The sequence below is a fragment of the Nocardia nepalensis genome, assembly GCF_048910785.1.
Taxonomy (GTDB): Bacteria; Actinomycetota; Actinomycetes; order Mycobacteriales; family Mycobacteriaceae; genus Nocardia; species Nocardia nepalensis.
This window is the reverse complement of sequence record NZ_JBKBET010000020.1, coordinates 780,513-799,635: the sequence shown is the minus strand read 5'-3', so window position 1 is coordinate 799,635 and position 19,123 is coordinate 780,513. Positions and strand designations below refer to the sequence as shown.

Genomic DNA, 19,123 nt, shown 5'->3' with positions numbered 1-19,123 from the left:
GTCGTCGACCGGCAGCCCCGAGCGCGACCATTCGATTCGCCTCGAGGTGCGCGGTCAGGAATGCTTGGCCAGATAGTCGAGGTAGTACGGACGCAGCACCTCGGCGATCTTGCCGTCGCCCGCATGGATGTAGTCGTCGATCATCGGCAGCACGTACTTGATGTCGGCCTCGCTCTCGCCGAGATTGCCCGCCGCGGCCTCGGCGGCCGGAATCGATTTCAGCAGCCGCCACAGGTACTTGATGTCTCCGCGTCGCGCCGCGAGCCGGACCGCACGGTCGTGCAGCTCCTTGGACGACAGCTTCTCCAACTCCTCGTTACCGGCCATACCTGTGACTCTATCCGCTGCACCGATGCGGGGTTAACGACAAATTCACGGACACGCCTACCAGTGCCCGAGCGGAGATCGGGTAGTCGACGGTAGCGTCGGTGGTGCGGGCCGCGTCGGTGTGGCTCGCACGGGAGGTCCTGAACCGTGACTGAGCTATTCAGTACGAGAGGGCTGGCACCCGGCCCTCGTGGCATTTGACGCAAGTCGGATCCCATCAGGACGGACCGGTCCAGCGAGATCGTTCGTGCGGGTGCCGCGCGAACACAAAAGGAGCCCACCGTGACTGCTGCACGCTCCGTTCCCGCTCCCTCGGCGCACTCCAGCTCCGCGAAAGGCGAAGCCGCCGCGAAGGGGGCCCGCCCCTCGCATTCCCAGAAAATCGGTGCCAAGTCCTTCGTCATCGACACCTCGGTTCTACTGTCCGATCCCTGGGCTTTCACCAGGTTCGGCGAACACGACGTCGTACTACCGCTGGTCGTGATCAGCGAACTCGAAGGCAAGCGCCACCACCACGAATTGGGCTGGTTCGCGCGGGAAGCCCTGCGCAACCTCGATGATCTTCGCCTGCAGCACGGCAGGCTGGATCAGCAGGTGCCGATCGGCACCGAGGGCGGAACGCTGCAGGTGGAACTCAATCACACCGACCCCGCGGTACTTCCGGTCGGATTCCGCACCGACACCAATGATTCCCGCATCCTGGCCTGTGCGCTCAACCTGGCGGCCGAGGGCCGCGAGGTACTGCTGGTGTCCAAGGACATTCCCTTGCGCGTCAAGGCGAGTGCGGTGGGTTTGCACGCCGACGAATACCACGCCCAGGACGTGGTGACCTCCGGCTGGTCCGGAATGGTGGAGGTCGATGTCTCCAAAACCCAGATCGATCAGCTCTACGCCGAGAGCGTGATCGATCTGGACGAGGCGCGGGAGTTGCCGTGCCACACCGGGATCCGGTTGCTCGGCTCCAGTTCCAGCGCCTTGGGCCGGATCACGCCGGACAAGCGGGTGCAGTTGGTGCGCGAACGCGAGGCGTTCGGACTACACGGCCGCTCGGCCGAACAGCGCATCGCGCTGGATCTGCTATTGGACGAGAGTGTCGGCATCGTCTCGCTCGGCGGCCGGGCCGGTACCGGCAAGTCGGCGCTGGCGTTGACGGCCGGATTGGAGGCGGTGCTCGAGCGCCGCACGCAACGCAAGGTGGTGGTGTTCCGTCCGCTGTACGCGGTCGGTGGGCAGGATCTCGGCTATCTGCCGGGCTCGGAGAGCGAGAAGATGGGCCCCTGGGCGCAGGCGGTCTTCGACACGCTCGACGGGTTGGCCAGTCGCGAGGTGATGGAGGAGGTGCTCAGCCGCGATATGTTGGAAGTCTTGCCGCTCACCCACATTCGCGGTCGCTCGCTGCACGATTCGTTCGTGATCGTGGACGAGGCGCAGTCGCTGGAACGCAATGTGCTGCTGACGGTGCTCAGCCGACTGGGCACCGGATCGCGGGTCGTGCTCACCCATGACGTGGCCCAGCGCGACAACTTGCGGGTCGGTCGGCACGACGGTGTCGCCGCGGTGATCGAAAAGCTCAAGGGGCACCCGCTTTTCGCGCACATCACGCTGACCCGTAGCGAGCGGTCGCCGATCGCGGCGCTGGTGACCGAGATGTTGGAGGAGTACGGCCCGAATTCATAGTCCATCGGGGCAACTCTCCAGCGTGTGTTTCACCTCACAATCGGGCGGGTAATATCCGCGCGATACCTGTTCAGCACCGGCCCGGCGAGTCTTATGCGGATTCGCCGGGCCGTTGCCGGACATCGGCCTAGGCTACGCGCGACGTCACCGCGGCCGCGGTGGCATCGGTAGCCACTTTCGAGAGGATGGAAATGCACCACTTCGCTCGACGAACGGCTGGATTCGCCGCGGTCATCGCGGCCGCGGCGCTGCTGCTGGCCGCAGGCTGCGGCAAAGACGACGACAAGGACAAGAACTCCGCCGCGTCGATGACGACTTCTTCGGCCGCCGTCGGCCACGGCGAGGAGCATTTGTCCGCCGCGGCGGGGGAAACCAAGATCGCCACCCAGGGCGGCGATCTCGCCGTCACCGGCCTGATCTTCGACAAGTACGTGCAGTCCGGCGGCCCGACTGGTCCGCTCGGCGCGCCGCTCGAAGCGCAGCAGGAAGGTCCGAACGACGGCAGGTGGCAGGACTTCACCGGCGGCGCGATCGTCTGGAGCAAGGACACCGGCGCGCACATCGTCTGGGGCGAAATCCGCAAGGCGTGGGAAGACAACGGCGGCCCCGACGGCCAGCTCGGCTACCCCACCAGCGACGAGAAGGATATTCCCGGCGGCAAGCAGAGCGATTTCGCCACCGGCACCATCACCTGGGTGGACGGCAATACGACCGTCGCGCCGAAGTCCTGACCGGCACGGCGTCCGGGCACTCGCGTGCCACCGCTGGTGAAGGCCGGCGGCTCGCTCGAAAGGCCCAGCGCTTGTACGCTCGGACGCCGAAAACCGATTCCTATTCGTAGATCCCCGCATCGCGGGCCCAGCCGCTAGGTTGTGCTAGTGCAAACTCTGTTGACCGATCGAGAACTGCTCGAGTCCCTCGCCGATGAGGTGGAGCTGAACCTGCGCCGCCACATCGCCGCCGCCGACCACTGGCAGCCGCACGACTACGTGCCGTGGGACGATGGCCGCAACTTCGGCTTCCTCGGGGGAATCGATTGGGAGCCGGAGCAATCCGAGCTGAGCGAGACCGCCAAGCTGGCGCTGACGGTCAGCGTGCTCATCGCGGACAACCTTCCCTCGTATCACCGCGAGATCGGCAAGTACCTGCGCATCGGATCGTGGTGGCGCTGGGTCGGCCGGTGGACGGCGGAGGAGAACCGCCACGAGATCATGATCCGCAACTACCTGATGGTCACCCGGTCGGTCGACCCGGTGCAGCTGGAGCGGTTGCGGATGGAACATATGACCAAGGGGTTCCGGCGTCCCGCGCTGCACCTGCTCGATGTGCTCGCCACCTGCGCGTTCGAGGAGGCTGCCGCCGCCATCCGGCATCGCAATACCGCCGCGTTCGGGGAGAACAAGATGGTCACCGCCATCGCCCAGCGCATCGCGGCCGACGATGAGCTGCAGTCGGTGTTCTTCGCCGAGCTGATCACGGCGGCATTTCGCGTCGCGCCGGATCAGACGATGCGTGCCATCGCGGACAGCGTGGCGAACTTCCACGTGCCGTCGGTGACCTTGGCCGACGGGCGCAGCAGCGACGAAGTGCTCGCCGAGGCGGGCATCTACGACCGGGCCAAGGAAGGCGAGTTGGTTTTCGCGCCGCTGCTGCAGCGGTGGCAGTTCTTCACTCGGACCGATATCGGTGAAGACGGCGAGAAGGCGCGCGCCGAACTCGGACATCTGCGGTCCGATTCGCCGTCCTGATTCGGCGGGCAGCTACGCACTCGAACGTCACGATGGATCTGGTATCAGCATGTCCAACGTGACGCTCGAGTGCGTATTCGCCTAGTTTCGGTTATTTCTCATCCTCGACCTTTGCCATAGACAGCACATCCAAACGACGGTCGAGTTCTTCCAGCGTCAGCTTCTCGTCGACCAATCCGCGATCGATCACGGTCTGGCGGATGGTTTTCCTCTGCTTCAGGGCCTCTTTCGCCACCGCGGCCGCTTCTTCGTAGCCGATGGCGGAATTCAGCGGGGTCACGATGGACGGTGACGATTCCGCCAGGGTGCGCAGGTGATCCTCGTTGGCGACCAGACCGCGAATGCACTTATCGGCGAACAGTCGAGCGACATTGGCCAGCAGCCGAATCGACTCCAGCAGATTGCGTGCCATGACCGGGATGTAGACGTTCAACTCGAACGCGCCACTCGCACCGGCGAACGCGACGGTCGCGTCATTACCGATCACCTGCGCCGCGACCTGCGTAACCGCCTCGGGCAGAACGGGATTCACCTTGCCTGGCATGATCGAACTGCCGGGCTGCAGATCGGGCAGCCGCAATTCGCCGAGACCGGTCAGCGGGCCCGAACCCATCCAGCGAATGTCGTTGGCAATCTTGGTGAGGCTGACGGCGACGGTGCGCAGCGCACCGGATGCCTCCACCAGACCGTCACGCGCGGCCTGTGCCTCGAAGTGATCCCGCGCCTCCGACAGCTCATCGATATCGGTCGACAGCACCAGTTCGGCAACGACTTTCGCGCCGAAACCCTCCGGCGCGTTGAGGCCCGTGCCGACCGCGGTGCCGCCGATCGGCAGCTCGCCGAGCCGCGGCAGCGCCGCCATGATCCGCTCGATACCCGCCGTGACCTGGCGGGTATAGCCGCCGAACTCCTGGCCGAGGGTCACCGGCACCGCGTCCATCAAATGCGTGCGGCCCGACTTCACCACGGTGCGCCATTCGGTCGACTTGTCCAGCAATGCCAGCCGCAGATGGTCCAGCGCCGGAATCAGCTCCTTGATAGCGGCCTCGGTGGCGGCGAGATGGGTTGCGGTAGGGAAGGTGTCATTGGACGACTGCGACATATTCACGTCGTCGTTCGGGTGCACGTTCACACCGTTCGCCTTGGCGATCGAGGCGATGACCTCGTTGGCGTTCATATTCGAGCTGGTGCCCGAGCCGGTCTGGAAGACATCGATCGGGAACTGGTCGTCGTGCAGGCCCTCGGCGATTTCATTGGCGGCGGTGATGATCGCATCCGCCTTCGCCGGATCGAGCAATCCGAGATCCTTGTTCACCTTCGCGCACGCGGCCTTCAACAGCCCCAGCGCGCGGATCTGCGCCCGCTCCAGCCCGCGCCCGCTGATCGGAAAGTTCTCCACGGCTCGCTGGGTCTGCGCCCGCCACAACGCGTGCACCGGTACCCGGACCTCGCCCATAGTGTCGTGTTCGATGCGGTACTGGGTCTCCTCGGTCGTCATGATTTCGACCCTATGCCCGACGCGGCCGCGGTGGGGCTGCCACGCCTGAGGCGATTCGCACAGCGCCGCACGAACCGTGGCGGGAATATGCCGGGATCCGCTCGGCCGATGGCACGCCGTTCGCCTGCGTTTCGTCATTATCGATATGACTGCAAGCGTCGGCGCATAGGCGTCACCTTGGTGGTGATCTGCTCCACCTTGGGGGACCGAGCCCAGTACTCGGGGGCCTGATATCGGCGGCGGATTCGGCGCAAAGTTGGACAGGTCACCGCAACCGAACCGGAGCCCCCAATGTCGATCTCGAGCACCATCGCCACCTCGGCGGAACGTCGTGCCACGATCTCGACCGAAGACGGTGTGGCGCTCGCGGTTCGCGAATACGGCCCGCGAGATGCGGACCTCACGGTCGTCCTCCTGCACGGACATTGCCTGCGCACCGCGTCCTGGACCTACGTCCGCGACGCGCTGGTTCGCCAATATCCGGGCGCCCGGGTCGTCTGCTACGACCACCGCGGCCACGGCGAGTCCGCTACGGCGTCGCGCCGCACCTATAACCTCGAGCAGCTCGGGTACGACCTGCGCGATGTCCTGGACGCTGTCGCCCCCACCGGACCTGTCATCCTGGTCGGCCACTCGATGGGCGGCATGACCGCATTGACCTACGCCAGCCAGAACCCGCACGAGATCGGCACCCGAATCGTCGGTGTCGCCCTAATCGCGACCGCTGCCAGCGGGCTCGCCGACGCCGGATTCGGTCGTCTGCTGCGTAACCCGGTCGTTTCGGTGTTCCAGGCCGCCGTGCGGCGTGCTCCGCGCCTGATGCATCATGCGAAGCTGCTGGCCTGCAAGGTTTTCGCCCCCATCATCCGTACCGCCGAATTCGGCGATCGCAAGGTCAGTCCCCGGGTGCTCACTCTTGCCAACGCGATGCACAACCAGACGCCGATCGTCACGATGGCGAGCTTCTTGAGCGCCTTCATGGTCTTCGACCGAACCGATGCGCTGCCGGTGCTGTCGAAGATCCCGACGTTGGTGCTGTGCGGCACCGCCGACCTGATGACCCCGCCCGCGCATTCGGTCGCGATGGCCGCCGCGGTCGACTACTCCGACTTCGTGCTGGTCGAGAGCGCCGGACATTCGGTGATCCTCGAACAACCCCGACAGGTTGCCGAGGCCATCGGCCGCCTGATGACGCGCGCAGGCCGAACCCGCAAGGTCGAGCGGGCTCACCTCGCACTCGCCGCGTAATCACTGCGGAGTGAATCGGATCAGCCGTATTCCTGGTCGGTTCGCGTACCGGTGATCGGTAATCGGCACGCGCGAAAGGGTCGAGCCCGATCCGAATCGTTCGGATCGGGCTCGACCTATCAGGGCCGTATCGCTCAGGGCAGCGGCGGCACCGCGTGCTCGTCGCCGATGAAATCGACGGAGGAGTACTCGCGGAGCTTGGTGAGGCGGTGGTAGGCGTCGATCATGCGGACGGTGCCGGACTTGGAGCGCATGACGATCGACTGGGTCGACGCGCCGCCGCCGTAGTAGCGGACGCCGCGTAGTAGGTCGCCGTCGGTGACGCCGGTCGCGCAGAAGAAGACATTGTCGCCGGCCACCAGATCCTCGGTGGTGAGTACGCGGCTCAGGTCGTGGCCCGCGTCGATCGCCTTCTGGCGTTCCTCATCGTCCTTCGGTGCGAGCATGCCCTGCAGCTCGCCGCCCATGCAGCGCATCGCGGCGGCGGCGATGATGCCCTCGGGGGTGCCACCGATGCCGACCAGGATGTCGGTGCCGGAGTCGGGCCGGGCGCAGGCGATGGCGCCGGCGACGTCGCCGTCGGAGATCAGCCGGATACGGGCGCCCGCGTCGCGCACCTGCTGGATCAGCTCGGCGTGCCGGGGCCGGTCCAGGATGCAGATGGTGAGATCGGACTTCGAGAGGTTCTTGGCCTTGGCCACCCGGCTGATGTTCTCGGCGATCGGCGCGGAGATATCGATCACACCCGCAGCGTCGGGGCCGACCGCGATCTTGTGCATGTAGAACACCGCGGACGGATCGAACATCGCGCCGCGCTCGGCGACCGCGAGCACCGCGATGGCGCCGGGCGAACCCTTCGACATCAGCGTGGTTCCGTCGATCGGGTCGACCGCGAAGTCGACCTCGGGACCGGTGCCGTCGCCGACCAGCTCACCGTTGTAGAGCATGGGCGCTTCGTCCTTCTCGCCCTCACCGATGACCACGATGCCGCGCATGGAAACCGAGCTGACCAGCTGCCGCATGGCGTCGACGGCCGCACCGTCGCCACCTTCCTTATCGCCGCGGCCGACCCAGCGGCCCGCGGCCATCGCACCGGCCTCGGTGACCCGGACCAGTTCGAGCGCGAGGTTGCGGTCCGGTGCCTCGCGGCGGCTGGGTGCGGGCGAAGATGCCGTCATTACGGTGTGCCTCCTACGGTCGTTGCTACCTGTGATTCTCTCAGAAGCGTGACCGTTCCCGATCAGGTACTGGCCGTAGCGACTGCTTGCAGGTCGCTCGAAAGGGTCAGCAGCGACTGCTTGCAGGTCGCTCGAAAAGGCCAGCCCAGCGGACTACCTCCGGCGGAGCGTGCCGGACCGGACGTGGATACTGGGAGCGTGTCGTACCAAAAACCGCGCATTCTCAACGACTATCGGGATCTGTTCTGGTCGCTGATCCCGTTGGTGCTGATCGCCGTGGTCTTCGCCGGGCTCGCCAGCCAGTGCAGCTTCGCCGCGAAGGGCCCGACCCAGGGCCAGATTCCGCACTTCGATGTGACGGCCGCACTGGCCAACGACGCGAAGACGATGCCGTTCCCGGTCCGTAATCCCAGCCTGCCCGAACACTGGACGCCGAATTCCGGTAGCCGCGACACGATCACCACCACCGGCGGCGGGCCTGTCAGCACTGTCGGTTACATCACACCGCAGGGCACCTATATGCGGATGAGTCAGAGCAGCGCGACCGAAGAGGCGCTGTCGCGCTTCGTCCTCGGCTCCCGCTACGGCACCGGCACCGAACAGGTCGGCGACCAGAAGTGGGTCGTGTACGCCGAACAAGGCTCCGAAACCGCCTGGATCGGCGACTTCGGCCAGTCTCGGGTGCTCATCACCGGCGCGGGCAACCACGCCGCCTTCACCACCCTCGCCGCCGCCATCACGGCCGCCCAGCCGCTACGGAAGTAGCGCCGGTCAGCGGTGGGCCGACCACTGTCCGGGTGGGGTTATTCGTCGGTCTCGAGATCGGTGCGCGAGAGCGCGTTCTCGACCCGTTGACGCGCACCCGCGAGATGTTCCTCGCAGCGGGTGGCCAGTGCTTCGCCGCGCTCCCACAGCGCCAGGGATTCGTCCAGGTCGAGGCCGCCCTGTTCGAGCATCTTCACGACGTTGACCAGTTCGTCGCGGGCGCGTTCGTAGCCGAAGGTGGAGATCTCGGCCAGCTCGTCATCCTTGCCGGAGTCGGCCAAGGTCAGTTCCTCCCGGTCTCGGTCCTGTTCGGTATCGGATTGCCCAACGCCTGGGTGCCGAGCGCGGCGGCCGATATGGCGCCGTCGGCGACCCGGATCCGCAGTTGACTACCCGCGGGCGCGTCCTCGATCGAGCGGACCACATGCCGCTCCTTACCGCTGACGCGCTGCACGACAGCGTAGCCGCGGGCCAGGGTGGCGGCCGGGCCCACCGCGGTGAGTTTTTCGCGCAGGTGCCTGGTGGCCGTGGTTTCGGTGCGGATCAGATGGTCGGCGGTGCGGCGGGCGGCGACGCGCAGGCGCTCGATCTCGTCGTAGCGGCGGTCGAGTTCGCGCAGCGGGTCGGCCAGCACCGGCCGGGAACGCAGCTGTGCCAAGGCCCTGGTCTCGCGGTCGACCCAGCCGCGCAGCGCGGCGGCGGCACGGGCGCGCATATCGCGGACCCCGGCCAGTTCGGCGGCCGCGTCGGGCACGATGCGCTTGGCGGCATCGGTCGGGGTGGCGGCGCGCAGGTCGGCGACGAGATCGCAGAGCGGGTTATCGGGTTCGTGACCGATCGCACTGACGATCGGAGTGGTCGCCGCGACGATCGCGCGGCACAGCGCCTCATCGGAGAACGGCAGCAGATCCTCGACGCTGCCACCGCCGCGGGCCAGCACGATGACCTCGACCGCCGGATCGCGATCGAGTCCGGACAGTGCGGCCAGCATCTGCGGCACCGCGGTCGGTCCCTGCACGGCCGTATTGCGGATCTCGAAACGCACTGCGGGCCAACGGTTTCGAGATACGGTCAGGACGTCGCGTTCGGCGGCGCTGGCGCGACCGGTGATCAGGCCAATTGTCTTGGGCAGGAACGGGATCGGCCGCTTCAGCCGGGGATCGAATAGTCCCTCCGCGGCGAGCAGCGCCTTCAACCGTTCGATGCGGGCCAGCAGTTCGCCGATGCCGACCGGGCGAATCTCCATGGCGCGCAATGAAATCGTGCCGCGACCGGTGAAGAACGCGAGTTTGCCGTAGACCACCACCCGGCTGCCTTCCTGCAGCGGTACGGCGGATCGGCGGATGAGATCCGGATGACAGGTCACCGACAGCGACATATCGGCGGAGGTATCGCGCAGCACCAGGAATGCGGTGCTGGTGCCCGGACGCAGATTGATCTGGGTGATCTGCCCCTCCACCCAGATGCTGCCGAGCCGATCGATCCATTGCGCGACCTTGATGGACACCGAACGCACCGGCATCGGGTGTTCGGCGGAGTTGGCGGGCGCGGCCGGTCGGTCCGGTTGGCCGGAAGGTTCCCGGCCAACCATCGACGATGACGCGGGTTCAGGCCCACCCGTCGCCCGGCCGCCACCCCCCATCGAATCGCTGCGCGATGCTGAATTCACTGGGCCCGCACGGTGGCGATCCGATTCGTCAGCATGGTCACGAACGGCGCCCGGGCACGCGTGCGCTGTTCGTATTCCAGCAGGGCGGTCAGGTCCTCGACGGTCAGCATGCGCAGGCGGGCGCGCAACTGGGCCAGGGTCATGTTGGCGTAGTCGTAGCGGGTGGCCACCTCGGGCTCGACGACCTCGGGCTCGGGTTCGACCTCGGGCTCGGGCGCCGCGACCTCGGTCTCGGGCTGGATGATGGTCTGCACCGAGGCCACGTGACCATTGCGCTCACCGGCGCGGGCGGCGGCTTCGGCGGGCAGGGTGTCGTGCGGGGCGGCGGCTTCGTCGGGGGCGTACAGGTCGAAGCGGCTGGTGCGAGCGGGCGCGCCGAACTCGGGCTCGCTGTCTTCGTCGAAGGTCGCCCACTCGGGCTGTTCGACGGGGGAGTTGGTGAGACGGTCGAAGACGCCGTCGCCCTTGAGCGCGAGGCTGGTCACGAACTGCTGGACGTGCATGGTGGTTTGCAGCATCTGGCTGATCGCGGTGATCGGGAAATTCATTGCCGCCGTGGGTAGCCGACGGGTTTCTTCGATGGCGTATACGGCGGCTCCGGCAGCGACCCGGGCGAGGAACGGTGGTCGAAACATGCTCCTAGCCTGCCCGATACGGGATGTTATGCAAAGCACTAGTGTCACAGACACATTGTTCTGCATCATCGGGCCGCTTTTCGCCCCGGTGTGAGTGTGTCGAAAATGACCTGGCCGAGGCGGTGACCGGCCGTCCGGCCGACACTGGGCGCACGTAAGCTGAGTGGCATGTCTTCGGCCATCCCCTTGAATGTCGGAATCGCCCGCTCGGTCGGTTCCGGATCCGCCGATGCCGATGGCGGTAAGCGCGTGCTGCTAGCCGAGCCGCGCGGGTACTGCGCCGGTGTGGACCGCGCCGTGGAGACGGTGGAGAAGGCGCTCGAGAAGCACGGTGCGCCGATCTACGTGCGCAAGGAGATCGTGCACAACCGCCACGTGGTGGAGACGCTGCGCGAGCAGGGCGTCATCTTCGTCGACGAGACCGACGAGGTGCCCGAGGGTGCGCTGGTCGTGTTCTCCGCGCACGGTGTCTCACCCGCGGTGCACGAGTCGGCGGCCGCGCGCAATCTGCGCACCATCGACGCGACCTGCCCGCTGGTCACCAAGGTGCATCAGGAGGCCAAGCGCTTCGCCCGTGACGACTACGACATTCTGCTGATCGGTCACGAGGGGCACGAGGAGGTCGAGGGCACCGCGGGGGAGGCGCCCGAGCATGTGCAGCTCGTGGACGGTCCGGATGCGGTCGACCGGGTCACCGTGCGCGACGAGTCCAAGGTGATCTGGCTCTCGCAGACCACGCTCAGCGTCGACGAGACCATGGAGACGGTGCAGCGGCTGCGTGAGCGCTTCCCGGCGCTGCAGGATCCGCCGAGCGATGACATCTGCTACGCGACCTCGAACCGGCAGGTGGCGGTGAAGGCGATGGCACCCGAATGCGATCTGGTGATCGTGGTCGGCTCGCGCAACTCGTCCAACTCGGTGCGGCTGGTCGAGGTCGCACTTGGTGCGGGCGCCAAGGCTGCCCACTTGGTCGACTTCGCCCGCGAGGTGGACCTGGCGTGGTTGGACGGGGTACGCACGATCGGCATCACCTCCGGTGCATCGGTGCCCGACATCCTGGTGCGCGGTGTGCTGGATCTGCTGGCCGAGCACGGATTCGGGGATGTGCAGCCGGTAACGACGGCCAACGAGACGCTCGTTTTCGCACTGCCTAGGGAATTGCGCACGTCGCGTCGCTGAGCTGTGCCAGCCGGCATGGGCTGAGCTGTGCCAGCCGGCGTGAGCTGAGGCGCGCCGAGCGCTTTTGGCCGAGGTGCCGACAAGGCTTTTGGGCCGAGCCGAGCTAACGGCTTTCGGTCGAGGCGCAGCAGAGGCATTCGGGCTGCGGTTGAGCCATCGGAGTTTCGGGCTGCGGGCTTTGACGCCCCGCGCAGGCGCTGCAGACGAGAAACCGTCGGCTAGAGGTTTTCCGGCCGCCGTCGCTCGGTCCGGCTCGAATCGCGTTCGCGATAGCGGACATTGGGCTGTGGATGCGGCGGCGGTACCTCGCCGCGTCGTCTGGCCGTGGCGGCTCGGCTCGAATCTCCCTCTGCCCGAGGGGTCGCCGCCGCCGGGCGTGCGGCTCGGTTCGGGTCGCCCTCGGCTCGAGTTGCTGCTGCGGCTGGTCGTGCGGGGCGGTTGACGTCACCCTCACTCCGGGTCGCTGCAGCCGGTCGGGTAGCACGGGTGCCCGGTCGGCGCTCGCGGGCAGGCCGTTCCTCGCCCCGACCGCTCTTCGCGGTGCTGCCGACGCGCGGCGGCGTGTCCGCCACTTCCGAAGCGGCCCGCCGATTCGGTCGCGGCAGATGCAGATCGGTATCGAGGTCGTCGGGATCGACCTGCGGACGGCGGGTGCGGCGGCGCGCGGCATCGGCGAGCGAGCCGCCGCCGGCGCGCTCCGGCCTCGCGCGTTTGGGTGCGCTGCTGCGGCCCCAGCTGGTGCCCCGACGGGATTCGTCGGCGCGTCCGGCGGCCTCTTCGCGCCGGTGTAGCAGGATCCGCCCGGCACCGATGGCCAGCACCAGCACGGTGGCCACTGCCATCACGGGGAACCGATTCACCAATGGGATCGCCAGATTCAGCAGGATGTCCTTGACCCCGGTCGAGACGCGACCGGTCAGCTGCTGATAAGCCAGCGGCACCGCGATGAACAGCAACAGCGGCGGCAGCACCATTGTGGTGAAGATGCCGCGATAGCGAACGGCGAGCACCGCCGCGACGCAGCCAATGACGTACAACGTGTTGAACGTCCCGGTCAGCTCGTTATTTTCGCCGTGGGCATCGATCAGGAACCCCAGAAACGTGCACGCCACCGCGATCAGGACCGCTGCCCCGGCCGGGATTCCCGGCACCGAGGGCAGGATCGAACGATGCGGCGCGGGCACCCGGGTTCGCACACGTTGGGAAGCAGCCACACTATGAACACTAACCGCCGCCGCGTTGGGCGGCGTTACGGCACGGCGGTCACCCGGGCTAATCGTCGGCGTCGGCGAAGCCGACCGCCCGCGGCCACGAATCGACGCGCTGGATTGCTGGCACCTCCTGTTCGGCTATTTCCAGGTCGTGGAGTTTGCGCGCGGTGACCATCACCCGCGACTCCACCGATGCGACGGTGTAGTTGAAAGCGTCTACGGCCTTGCCGAGTTGCGCGCCGAGGCGGTCCAGATGTCGACCGGTCATGCCGAGCCGGTTATAGAGCTCGCGACCCAATTGCTGAACGGTTGCCATATCGCGCGACAGTGCCTCCTGTCGCCAGCCGAAGGCGACCGTGCGCAGCAGCGCGATCAATGTCGTCGGGGTAGCGAGGATCACGTTGCGGCCGAAGGCGTACTCGAGTAGGCCCGAATCGGTGGTCAGTGCGGCGTCGAGGAATGGGTCGCCGGGGACGAACAGCACCACGAACTCCGGCGCCGGATCGAAGGCCAGCCAATAGGCCTTATCTGCCAGCTGATCGATATGGGCACGCAGATGTTTGGCGTGGCGGCCGAGCAGTTCGGCGCGCACGTCCGGGTCGTCGGCCATGGTGGCGTCCAGATATGCGGTGAACGGCACCTTGGCATCCACCACGATCTGCCTGCCGCCCGCCAGGTTGACCACCAGATCCGGCCGCACCATGCTGGTGCGTTCGGTGCTGCCGTCGCCGCGCGCCGCCCTGGTCACCTGGGTGTCGAAATCGCAGTGCCTGGTCATACCCGCCAGCTCCACCACACGCTCCAACTGGATCTCGCCCCAGCGCCCGCGCACCTGCGGCGCGCGCAGCGCGGCGACCAGCTGACCGGTCTGACTGGTGAGCTGATGTGAGGTGCGCTGCATGCCCGCGACCTGTTCGCGCAGACTCGAATAGGCGTTGATGCGATGGTGTTCGACCTGCTGGATGTGCTGGTTCAGCGCGCCGACGGCCTCGCGCAGCGGATCGACCATGGCGCCGATAGCATGCGAATGTCGGCGTGCCGCATCCTCATTCGCCGCGGTGAGCGATTGTCGCAGTAATCGCTCGTTATCGGTGGCGGCGGCGAGTCGCGCCTCCGCGGCCGTCGCGCGATGCCCGGCGCGCGCGGCATGTCCGAGCCAGCCGAGCCCTGCCCCAGCGGCGAACACCAGCATCAGTGCGACGAGCATCGGTGCGGTCATAGCGCAGATAGTGCCGCACGGCACCGACAAGTTCGAAACCCGTGAGCTATCTGGCAGCAGCGCGTCGGAAAATGCGTATACCAATGGGAACAGACCGCGAAGTCCGTTGGGTGGGCCGACCAGCAAATGCTAGCGACTGGTCGCAGGTCGCTCGAAAGGGGCGCTAGCGACTGGTTGCAGGTCGCTCGAAAGGGGCCGCTAGCGAGGGCTTGCAGGTCGCTCGAAAGGGTCAGCCGCGAGGCCCACCCGTCGCCCGACCATCACCCCTCATCGAATCGCTACGCGATGTTGACATTCGGGGCCGCGAACACGCCGCGCCGAGGGCGCGGCCGAAATAATTGAGTCTGTCGGTGCGATCGCCTACGGTTTCGCGGCATGCGGATGCTGCACACCTCGGACTGGCACATCGGGCGCACATTCCATGGAGTCGATCTGCTCGCCGATCAGGCTGCCGCGCTCGCGGCCATTGCTGACCTGGTGGTCGCGGAATCCGTCGATGTGGTCGTGCTGCCGGGAGACGTGTACGACCGATCCATTCCCAGTGCCGACGCGATCGCGGTGTGTATCCAGGGTTTCGAGGCCATTCGCGCGGCCGGGGCGCAGATCATCGCGACCTCCGGTAATCACGACTCACCCGCGCGGCTCGGGGCCGGCGCGAGTTTCGCGGCGGCGGGTGGTCTGCATCTGCGTACCACCGTCGCCGATGCCGATCGGCCGGTGCTGTTGTCCGACGAGCACGGCGACATCGCCTTTTACGGCATCCCCTATCTGGAGCCGGAGATCACCCGCGCCGAACTCGGTGTGCCACAAGCGCGTTCGCATGCGGAGATTCTGGATGCGGCGATGAGCCGGATCCGGGCCGATATCGCCGGGCGCCCCGACGCCCGAACCGTGGTGCTCGCACACGCCTTCGTCGTCGGCGGCGAGGCGACCGGTTCGGAGCGCTCGATTTCTGTCGGCGGCGTGGAGACGGTGCCGATGTCCGCATTCGCGGGCATCGACTACGTCGCGCTCGGGCATCTGCATTCACCGCAGACGCTCTCGGAATCGGTGCGCTATTCCGGTTCCCCGCTGCCGTATTCGTTCGCCGAGACCTCACACCGCAAGGCGGTGTGGCTGGTCGATCTGGATGCCAGTGGCCTGCGCTCGGTGCGCCGCCGCGATCTGCCGGTGGTGCGCGGCCTGAGCCGGCTCACCGGCACTCTCGACGAATTGCTCAGTGACGCCGCCTATTCCGACGCGGAGGAACACTACATCTCGGCGACGCTGACCGACCACGCCCGGCCCGTGGACGCCATGCGCAAACTGCGCGAACGGTTTCCGCATGCCGTACACGTGGAATGGTCACGCCCGGAAGGCAACCCGGAACTGCGCTACCGTGAACGCGTGCACGGCCGCCGCGATGCCGAAGTAGCGCAGAGCTTCCTCACCGACGTCCGCGGCGAACCGACCTCGGGCGAAATGGCGTGGCTGGAACGGGCGCTCGCCGCCGCGGTCGCCGAACCCGACCGAGTTTCGGCAACGGTCACCCTCGCTGGGGAACTGTCCGCATGAGCGACCGTCATTCGACGCGACCCACTCGAACCGAAGACCGATGCTCAACGCTTGGTTTTCGCAGCACCGACTGCGCTCGCGGGGGCGCTGAATGAGGCTGCACAGGCTGGAGATGACCGCGTTCGGGCCATTCGCCGAGACCACGGTTGTCGACTTCGACGCGCTCGGGGCGGATGGGCTGTTCCTGCTGCATGGGCAGACCGGGGCGGGCAAGACGACGGTGCTGGATGCGATCGCGTTCGCACTCTATGGCCGGGTGCCGGGCGCCCGTGGCGAGAGTAAGCGGCTGCATTCGGATCACGCGGCGGAGCAGACACCACCGCAGGTCGTGCTGGAGGCGACGCTGGGTGGGCGGCGGGTGCGGTTGACCAGGATTCCGGAGTTCGAGCGGCCCAAGCTGCGGGGCACCGGAATGCGCACCGATCCGGCGAAGGCGACGTTGGAGTGGCTCGACGGGCGCGGCGAGAACCTTTCGCGCATACCGGATATCGGTGAGGAGATCATCCGGCTGCTCGGCATGAGCGCGGATCAGTTCTTCCAGGTCGTGCTGCTGCCGCAGGGTGATTTCGCGCGGTTCCTGCGCGCGGAGAACGAGGAGCGCGAGAAGCTGCTCGAAAAGCTCTTCGACACCGAGCGATTCGGTAGCGCCGAACAGTGGCTGGCCGATAAGCGCCGTGCCTCGGCGGCCGATGTCGAATCACGCAAGCAGGGCATCGATCGGCTGATCGCGCAGGTGGCGGTGGCCGCGGGGGCGGCGGCGGCCGAATCCGTCGGACCTTTGGAGGCCCTCGGCTGGTCACAGGATCTGCTCGCGACCGCGCGTGCCGCCCTCACCGGGACGGCCGCGGAAACCGAACGCTGCCAACAGGAATCGGCCCGCGCCCGATCCCTCGCTGAGGAACAACGCCGCCTACACGAACTGCGCCGCCGGATGACCGCCGCCCGCGAACGGCTCGACGAATACACCGCCACCGCCGACTACCGGGCCGACCTGCAGGCCGAACTCGAACTGGCGCGCCGCGCCGCGCCGGTCGCCGAGGCGATCGACGAGGCCCGCGCGGCGGTAATGCACGCCAGGCGCAAGACCGACGAAACCCACCGCATCGCAGCACGATTGGCCGCGCTGCTCGCCGAACCCGCGGGCGCGGATGTCGCGGGCATCGAGCTGATCAGGATCGAGTCCGGTCCGGATGATGCGCCGACCGTCGCCGCGGACGCGGATGTCGACGCGGCCATTCGACGGTGGAGCGCCCAGATCGGCGCGCTCGACGAGGTGAGCGCCGACGCGACCACCGCGACCCGGCTCACCTCCGAACTCGCCGCCCTGCGCGACGAGGACACCGCGCTGACCGGTCGCGTGGACAAGCTGACCCGGCTGCGTCGGCAACTGCCCGAATCGATCGCAACCATCGACGCCCGGCTGCGCGAAACCACCGAGGCCGCCGCCAAACTGCCCACCCTGACCGCCGAATGCGAACGCCTGCAAACGGCAGCGGCGGCCGCGGTCGAACTCGCCGGTCGCAGAACAACTCTCGACCACGCCCGCGTCGAATTCGAATCGGCCCGCGCCGCACACCTCGACGCCAAGGAACGCGTGCTCGAACTGCGCGAGCGCAGGCTGGCCGGGATGGCCGCCGAACTCGCCGGACAGTTGACCGACGGACTGCCCTGCACGGTATGCGGATCCGCCGAGCACCCCGCGCCCGCCCGCCCCGCGCCGAGCGCGGTATCGAAGGATGTCGAGGACGCGGCCGCCGCCAGCGAACGCGCCGCCGAAGACGCCCGCGACCGGGTGCTGGCCCGCATCACCGGCCTGGAACGCGAAATCGAAGCGCTCATCGCCCGCGGCGGCGACGCCGACCGCGTCGAACTCGCCGCCGCCCTGCGCACCGCCACCGACCGCTACGAAGACGCCGCCGAACTGGCCGCCCTCTCCGACAGCCTCACCGCCGAACTGACCCGCCTGCGCGCCGACGAAACCCGCCTGCACGACGAACTGCGCGAATCCGATACCCGCCGCAGCACCGTCACCACCCGCATAGCCGCCGCGACCACCCGCCTCGGCGAACTCACCGACCGGCTGCGCGCCGCCGCGGGTGCCGACGAAACCATCGACCGCCGCCGCACCCGACTCGACACATTGATCGGCGACGCGACCGCCCTGCGCGACGCCCGCAACGATGCGTCGGCCGCGGCGGAGCGTGTCACGGCAATCGCCGACCGCGTCGAAAGTCTCGCGTTAGCAGCGGGTTTCATCGTCGAACGGGCCGACAACGCGGAAACTGGCAGATCACCGCGCGACGACGTCGCCATGCTCACTGCCTACGCCCGGGTGGTCACCGCCGCATCGCGAACACCACAGCGGCAGAACGAGATCGAGGCGGAATTGGTAGCCGCCGACCGAGCCCGCGCCCATGCCGAGGCCGTCCTCGCCGAGCCGGAGATCCAGGCGGCCGCAGCGACCGAACCCGGCGATCTCGAGGAGCTGGAAGCGGCGGTGGCCGCCGCGCAAACCCAGCTGAATACCGCGGTCGCCGCGCACGCCGAGGCGACTCGCCGGGTAAACCTCCTGGAGGACTTGGGCGGTCAGCTGTGGGCCGCGGTCGACCGCATCGCCCCTGTTCAGCGCGCCCATGAGGAACTGGCCGGGCTCGCCGAGGTGGTCGCGGGGCGCGGTGCGAACAACCGCCGAATGTCGCTGCGCTCCTATGTGCTCGCCGCCCGGCTGGAGGAAGTGGCGCTCGCGGGTTCGGTTCGCCTGCGTCGAATGTCGGGCGGCCGCTACGAATTCGTGCACTCGGACAAGGCCGGCCCACGCGGCCGACGCGGGGGTCTCGGCATCGATATCCGCGACGACTACACCGGCGCCGTCCGCCCCGCCAAAACCCTCTCCGGCGGCGAAACCTTCATGGCCGCACTGTCATTGGCCCTCGGCCTTGCCGACACCGTGGCGGCCGAATCCGGCGGCGTAGTCCTCGACACCATCTTCATCGACGAGGGTTTCGGCGGCCTGGACGCCGACACGCTCGACGCGGTCATGGGCGTCCTGGACGAACTCCGCGCGGGCGGCCGCGTGGTCGGCGTGGTCAGCCATGTCGACGAAATGCGCCAGCGCATCCCGAGCCGCCTGCACGTCATCCGCGGCCGGGCGGGTTCCCAACTCCGCACCACCGTCGCCTGACGGCCGCCACCGTAGGGGTTTGTGGCGGATTTCC

General features: G+C 67.5%; 16 protein-coding genes. 8 read left to right on the top strand and 8 right to left on the bottom strand.

The features are described 5' to 3' along the window. Positions 1–54: 54 nt before the first annotated feature. Positions 55–327 carry a hypothetical protein gene (locus ACHQ4I_RS14885; RefSeq protein ID WP_420772290.1) on the bottom strand — a complete coding sequence of 91 codons (273 nt, stop codon included), beginning with the start codon at positions 325–327 and terminating at the stop codon, positions 55–57. Positions 328–708: 381 nt separating this feature from the next. On the opposite strand from ACHQ4I_RS14885, the gene ACHQ4I_RS14880 reads away from it, so the two are divergent. The 3 genes from ACHQ4I_RS14880 (at position 709) to ACHQ4I_RS14870 (ending at position 3,752) form a co-directional block, all read left to right on the top strand. Further along, on the top strand, positions 709–2,004 hold the full coding sequence (locus ACHQ4I_RS14880) for a PhoH family protein (protein WP_420772705.1): 1,296 nt from the start codon (positions 709–711) through the stop codon (positions 2,002–2,004). A 191-nt stretch (positions 2,005–2,195) separates the two neighbouring features. Beyond that, complete coding sequence (locus ACHQ4I_RS14875) at positions 2,196–2,735, top strand: LGFP repeat-containing protein (protein WP_420772289.1); 540 nt, start codon at positions 2,196–2,198, stop codon at positions 2,733–2,735. A gap of 147 nt (positions 2,736–2,882) precedes the next feature. Then, the gene (locus tag ACHQ4I_RS14870) at positions 2,883–3,752 is read left to right on the top strand and encodes an acyl-ACP desaturase (protein ID WP_420772288.1); all 870 of its coding nucleotides are present in this window, start codon (positions 2,883–2,885) and stop codon (positions 3,750–3,752) included. A gap of 91 nt (positions 3,753–3,843) precedes the next feature. On the opposite strand, the gene ACHQ4I_RS14865 is transcribed toward ACHQ4I_RS14870, so the two are convergent. After that, the gene (locus ACHQ4I_RS14865) at positions 3,844–5,250 is read right to left on the bottom strand and encodes a class II fumarate hydratase (protein WP_420772287.1); all 1,407 of its coding nucleotides are present in this window, start codon (positions 5,248–5,250) and stop codon (positions 3,844–3,846) included. A 291-nt stretch (positions 5,251–5,541) separates the two neighbouring features. Here ACHQ4I_RS14865 and ACHQ4I_RS14860 point away from each other — a divergent pair, with 291 nt between their 5' ends. Further along, positions 5,542–6,498, top strand: coding sequence for an alpha/beta fold hydrolase (locus ACHQ4I_RS14860; protein ID WP_420772286.1), 957 nt, complete (start codon positions 5,542–5,544; stop codon positions 6,496–6,498). Between the two features lie 134 nt (positions 6,499–6,632). On the opposite strand, the gene glpX is transcribed toward ACHQ4I_RS14860, so the two are convergent. After that, positions 6,633–7,676 (bottom strand): class II fructose-bisphosphatase, encoded by a 1,044-nt coding sequence (gene glpX, locus ACHQ4I_RS14855; protein ID WP_420772285.1) that lies wholly within the window; start codon positions 7,674–7,676, stop codon positions 6,633–6,635. A 198-nt stretch (positions 7,677–7,874) separates the two neighbouring features. On the opposite strand from glpX, the gene ACHQ4I_RS14850 reads away from it, so the two are divergent. Further along, on the top strand, positions 7,875–8,441 hold the full coding sequence (locus ACHQ4I_RS14850; RefSeq protein WP_420772284.1) for a DUF4245 domain-containing protein: 567 nt from the start codon (positions 7,875–7,877) through the stop codon (positions 8,439–8,441). Positions 8,442–8,479: 38 nt separating this feature from the next. On the opposite strand, the gene ACHQ4I_RS14845 is transcribed toward ACHQ4I_RS14850, so the two are convergent. The 3 genes from ACHQ4I_RS14845 to ACHQ4I_RS14835 form a co-directional block, all read right to left on the bottom strand. Beyond that, on the bottom strand, positions 8,480–8,722 hold the full coding sequence (locus tag ACHQ4I_RS14845; protein WP_420772283.1) for an exodeoxyribonuclease VII small subunit: 243 nt from the start codon (positions 8,720–8,722) through the stop codon (positions 8,480–8,482). Between the two features lie 2 nt (positions 8,723–8,724). After that, positions 8,725–10,032: an exodeoxyribonuclease VII large subunit gene (gene xseA / locus ACHQ4I_RS14840; RefSeq protein ID WP_420772282.1), complete on the bottom strand. Its 1,308-nt coding sequence runs from the start codon at positions 10,030–10,032 to the stop codon at positions 8,725–8,727. Positions 10,033–10,106: 74 nt separating this feature from the next. Continuing rightward, positions 10,107–10,745, bottom strand: a complete 639-nt coding sequence (locus tag ACHQ4I_RS14835; protein ID WP_420772281.1) for a lipid droplet-associated protein — start codon at positions 10,743–10,745, stop codon at positions 10,107–10,109. A gap of 168 nt (positions 10,746–10,913) precedes the next feature. Here ACHQ4I_RS14835 and ACHQ4I_RS14830 point away from each other — a divergent pair, with 168 nt between their 5' ends. Then, the gene (locus ACHQ4I_RS14830) at positions 10,914–11,924 is read left to right on the top strand and encodes a 4-hydroxy-3-methylbut-2-enyl diphosphate reductase (protein WP_420772280.1); all 1,011 of its coding nucleotides are present in this window, start codon (positions 10,914–10,916) and stop codon (positions 11,922–11,924) included. 218 nt (positions 11,925–12,142) lie between these two features. On the opposite strand, the gene ACHQ4I_RS14825 is transcribed toward ACHQ4I_RS14830, so the two are convergent. Then, positions 12,143–13,138, bottom strand: coding sequence for a DUF6542 domain-containing protein (locus ACHQ4I_RS14825; RefSeq protein WP_420772279.1), 996 nt, complete (start codon positions 13,136–13,138; stop codon positions 12,143–12,145). A gap of 58 nt (positions 13,139–13,196) precedes the next feature. After that, entirely contained in the window at positions 13,197–14,354 is a 1,158-nt protein-coding gene (locus tag ACHQ4I_RS14820) for a DNA recombination protein RmuC (RefSeq protein WP_420772278.1), read from the bottom strand. Positions 14,355–14,729: 375 nt separating this feature from the next. On the opposite strand from ACHQ4I_RS14820, the gene ACHQ4I_RS14815 reads away from it, so the two are divergent. Continuing rightward, complete coding sequence (locus tag ACHQ4I_RS14815) at positions 14,730–15,908, top strand: exonuclease SbcCD subunit D (protein WP_420772277.1); 1,179 nt, start codon at positions 14,730–14,732, stop codon at positions 15,906–15,908. Between the two features lie 91 nt (positions 15,909–15,999). Then, on the top strand, positions 16,000–19,089 hold the full coding sequence (locus tag ACHQ4I_RS14810) for an AAA family ATPase (protein WP_420772276.1): 3,090 nt from the start codon (positions 16,000–16,002) through the stop codon (positions 19,087–19,089). Positions 19,090–19,123: the final 34 nt, after the last annotated feature.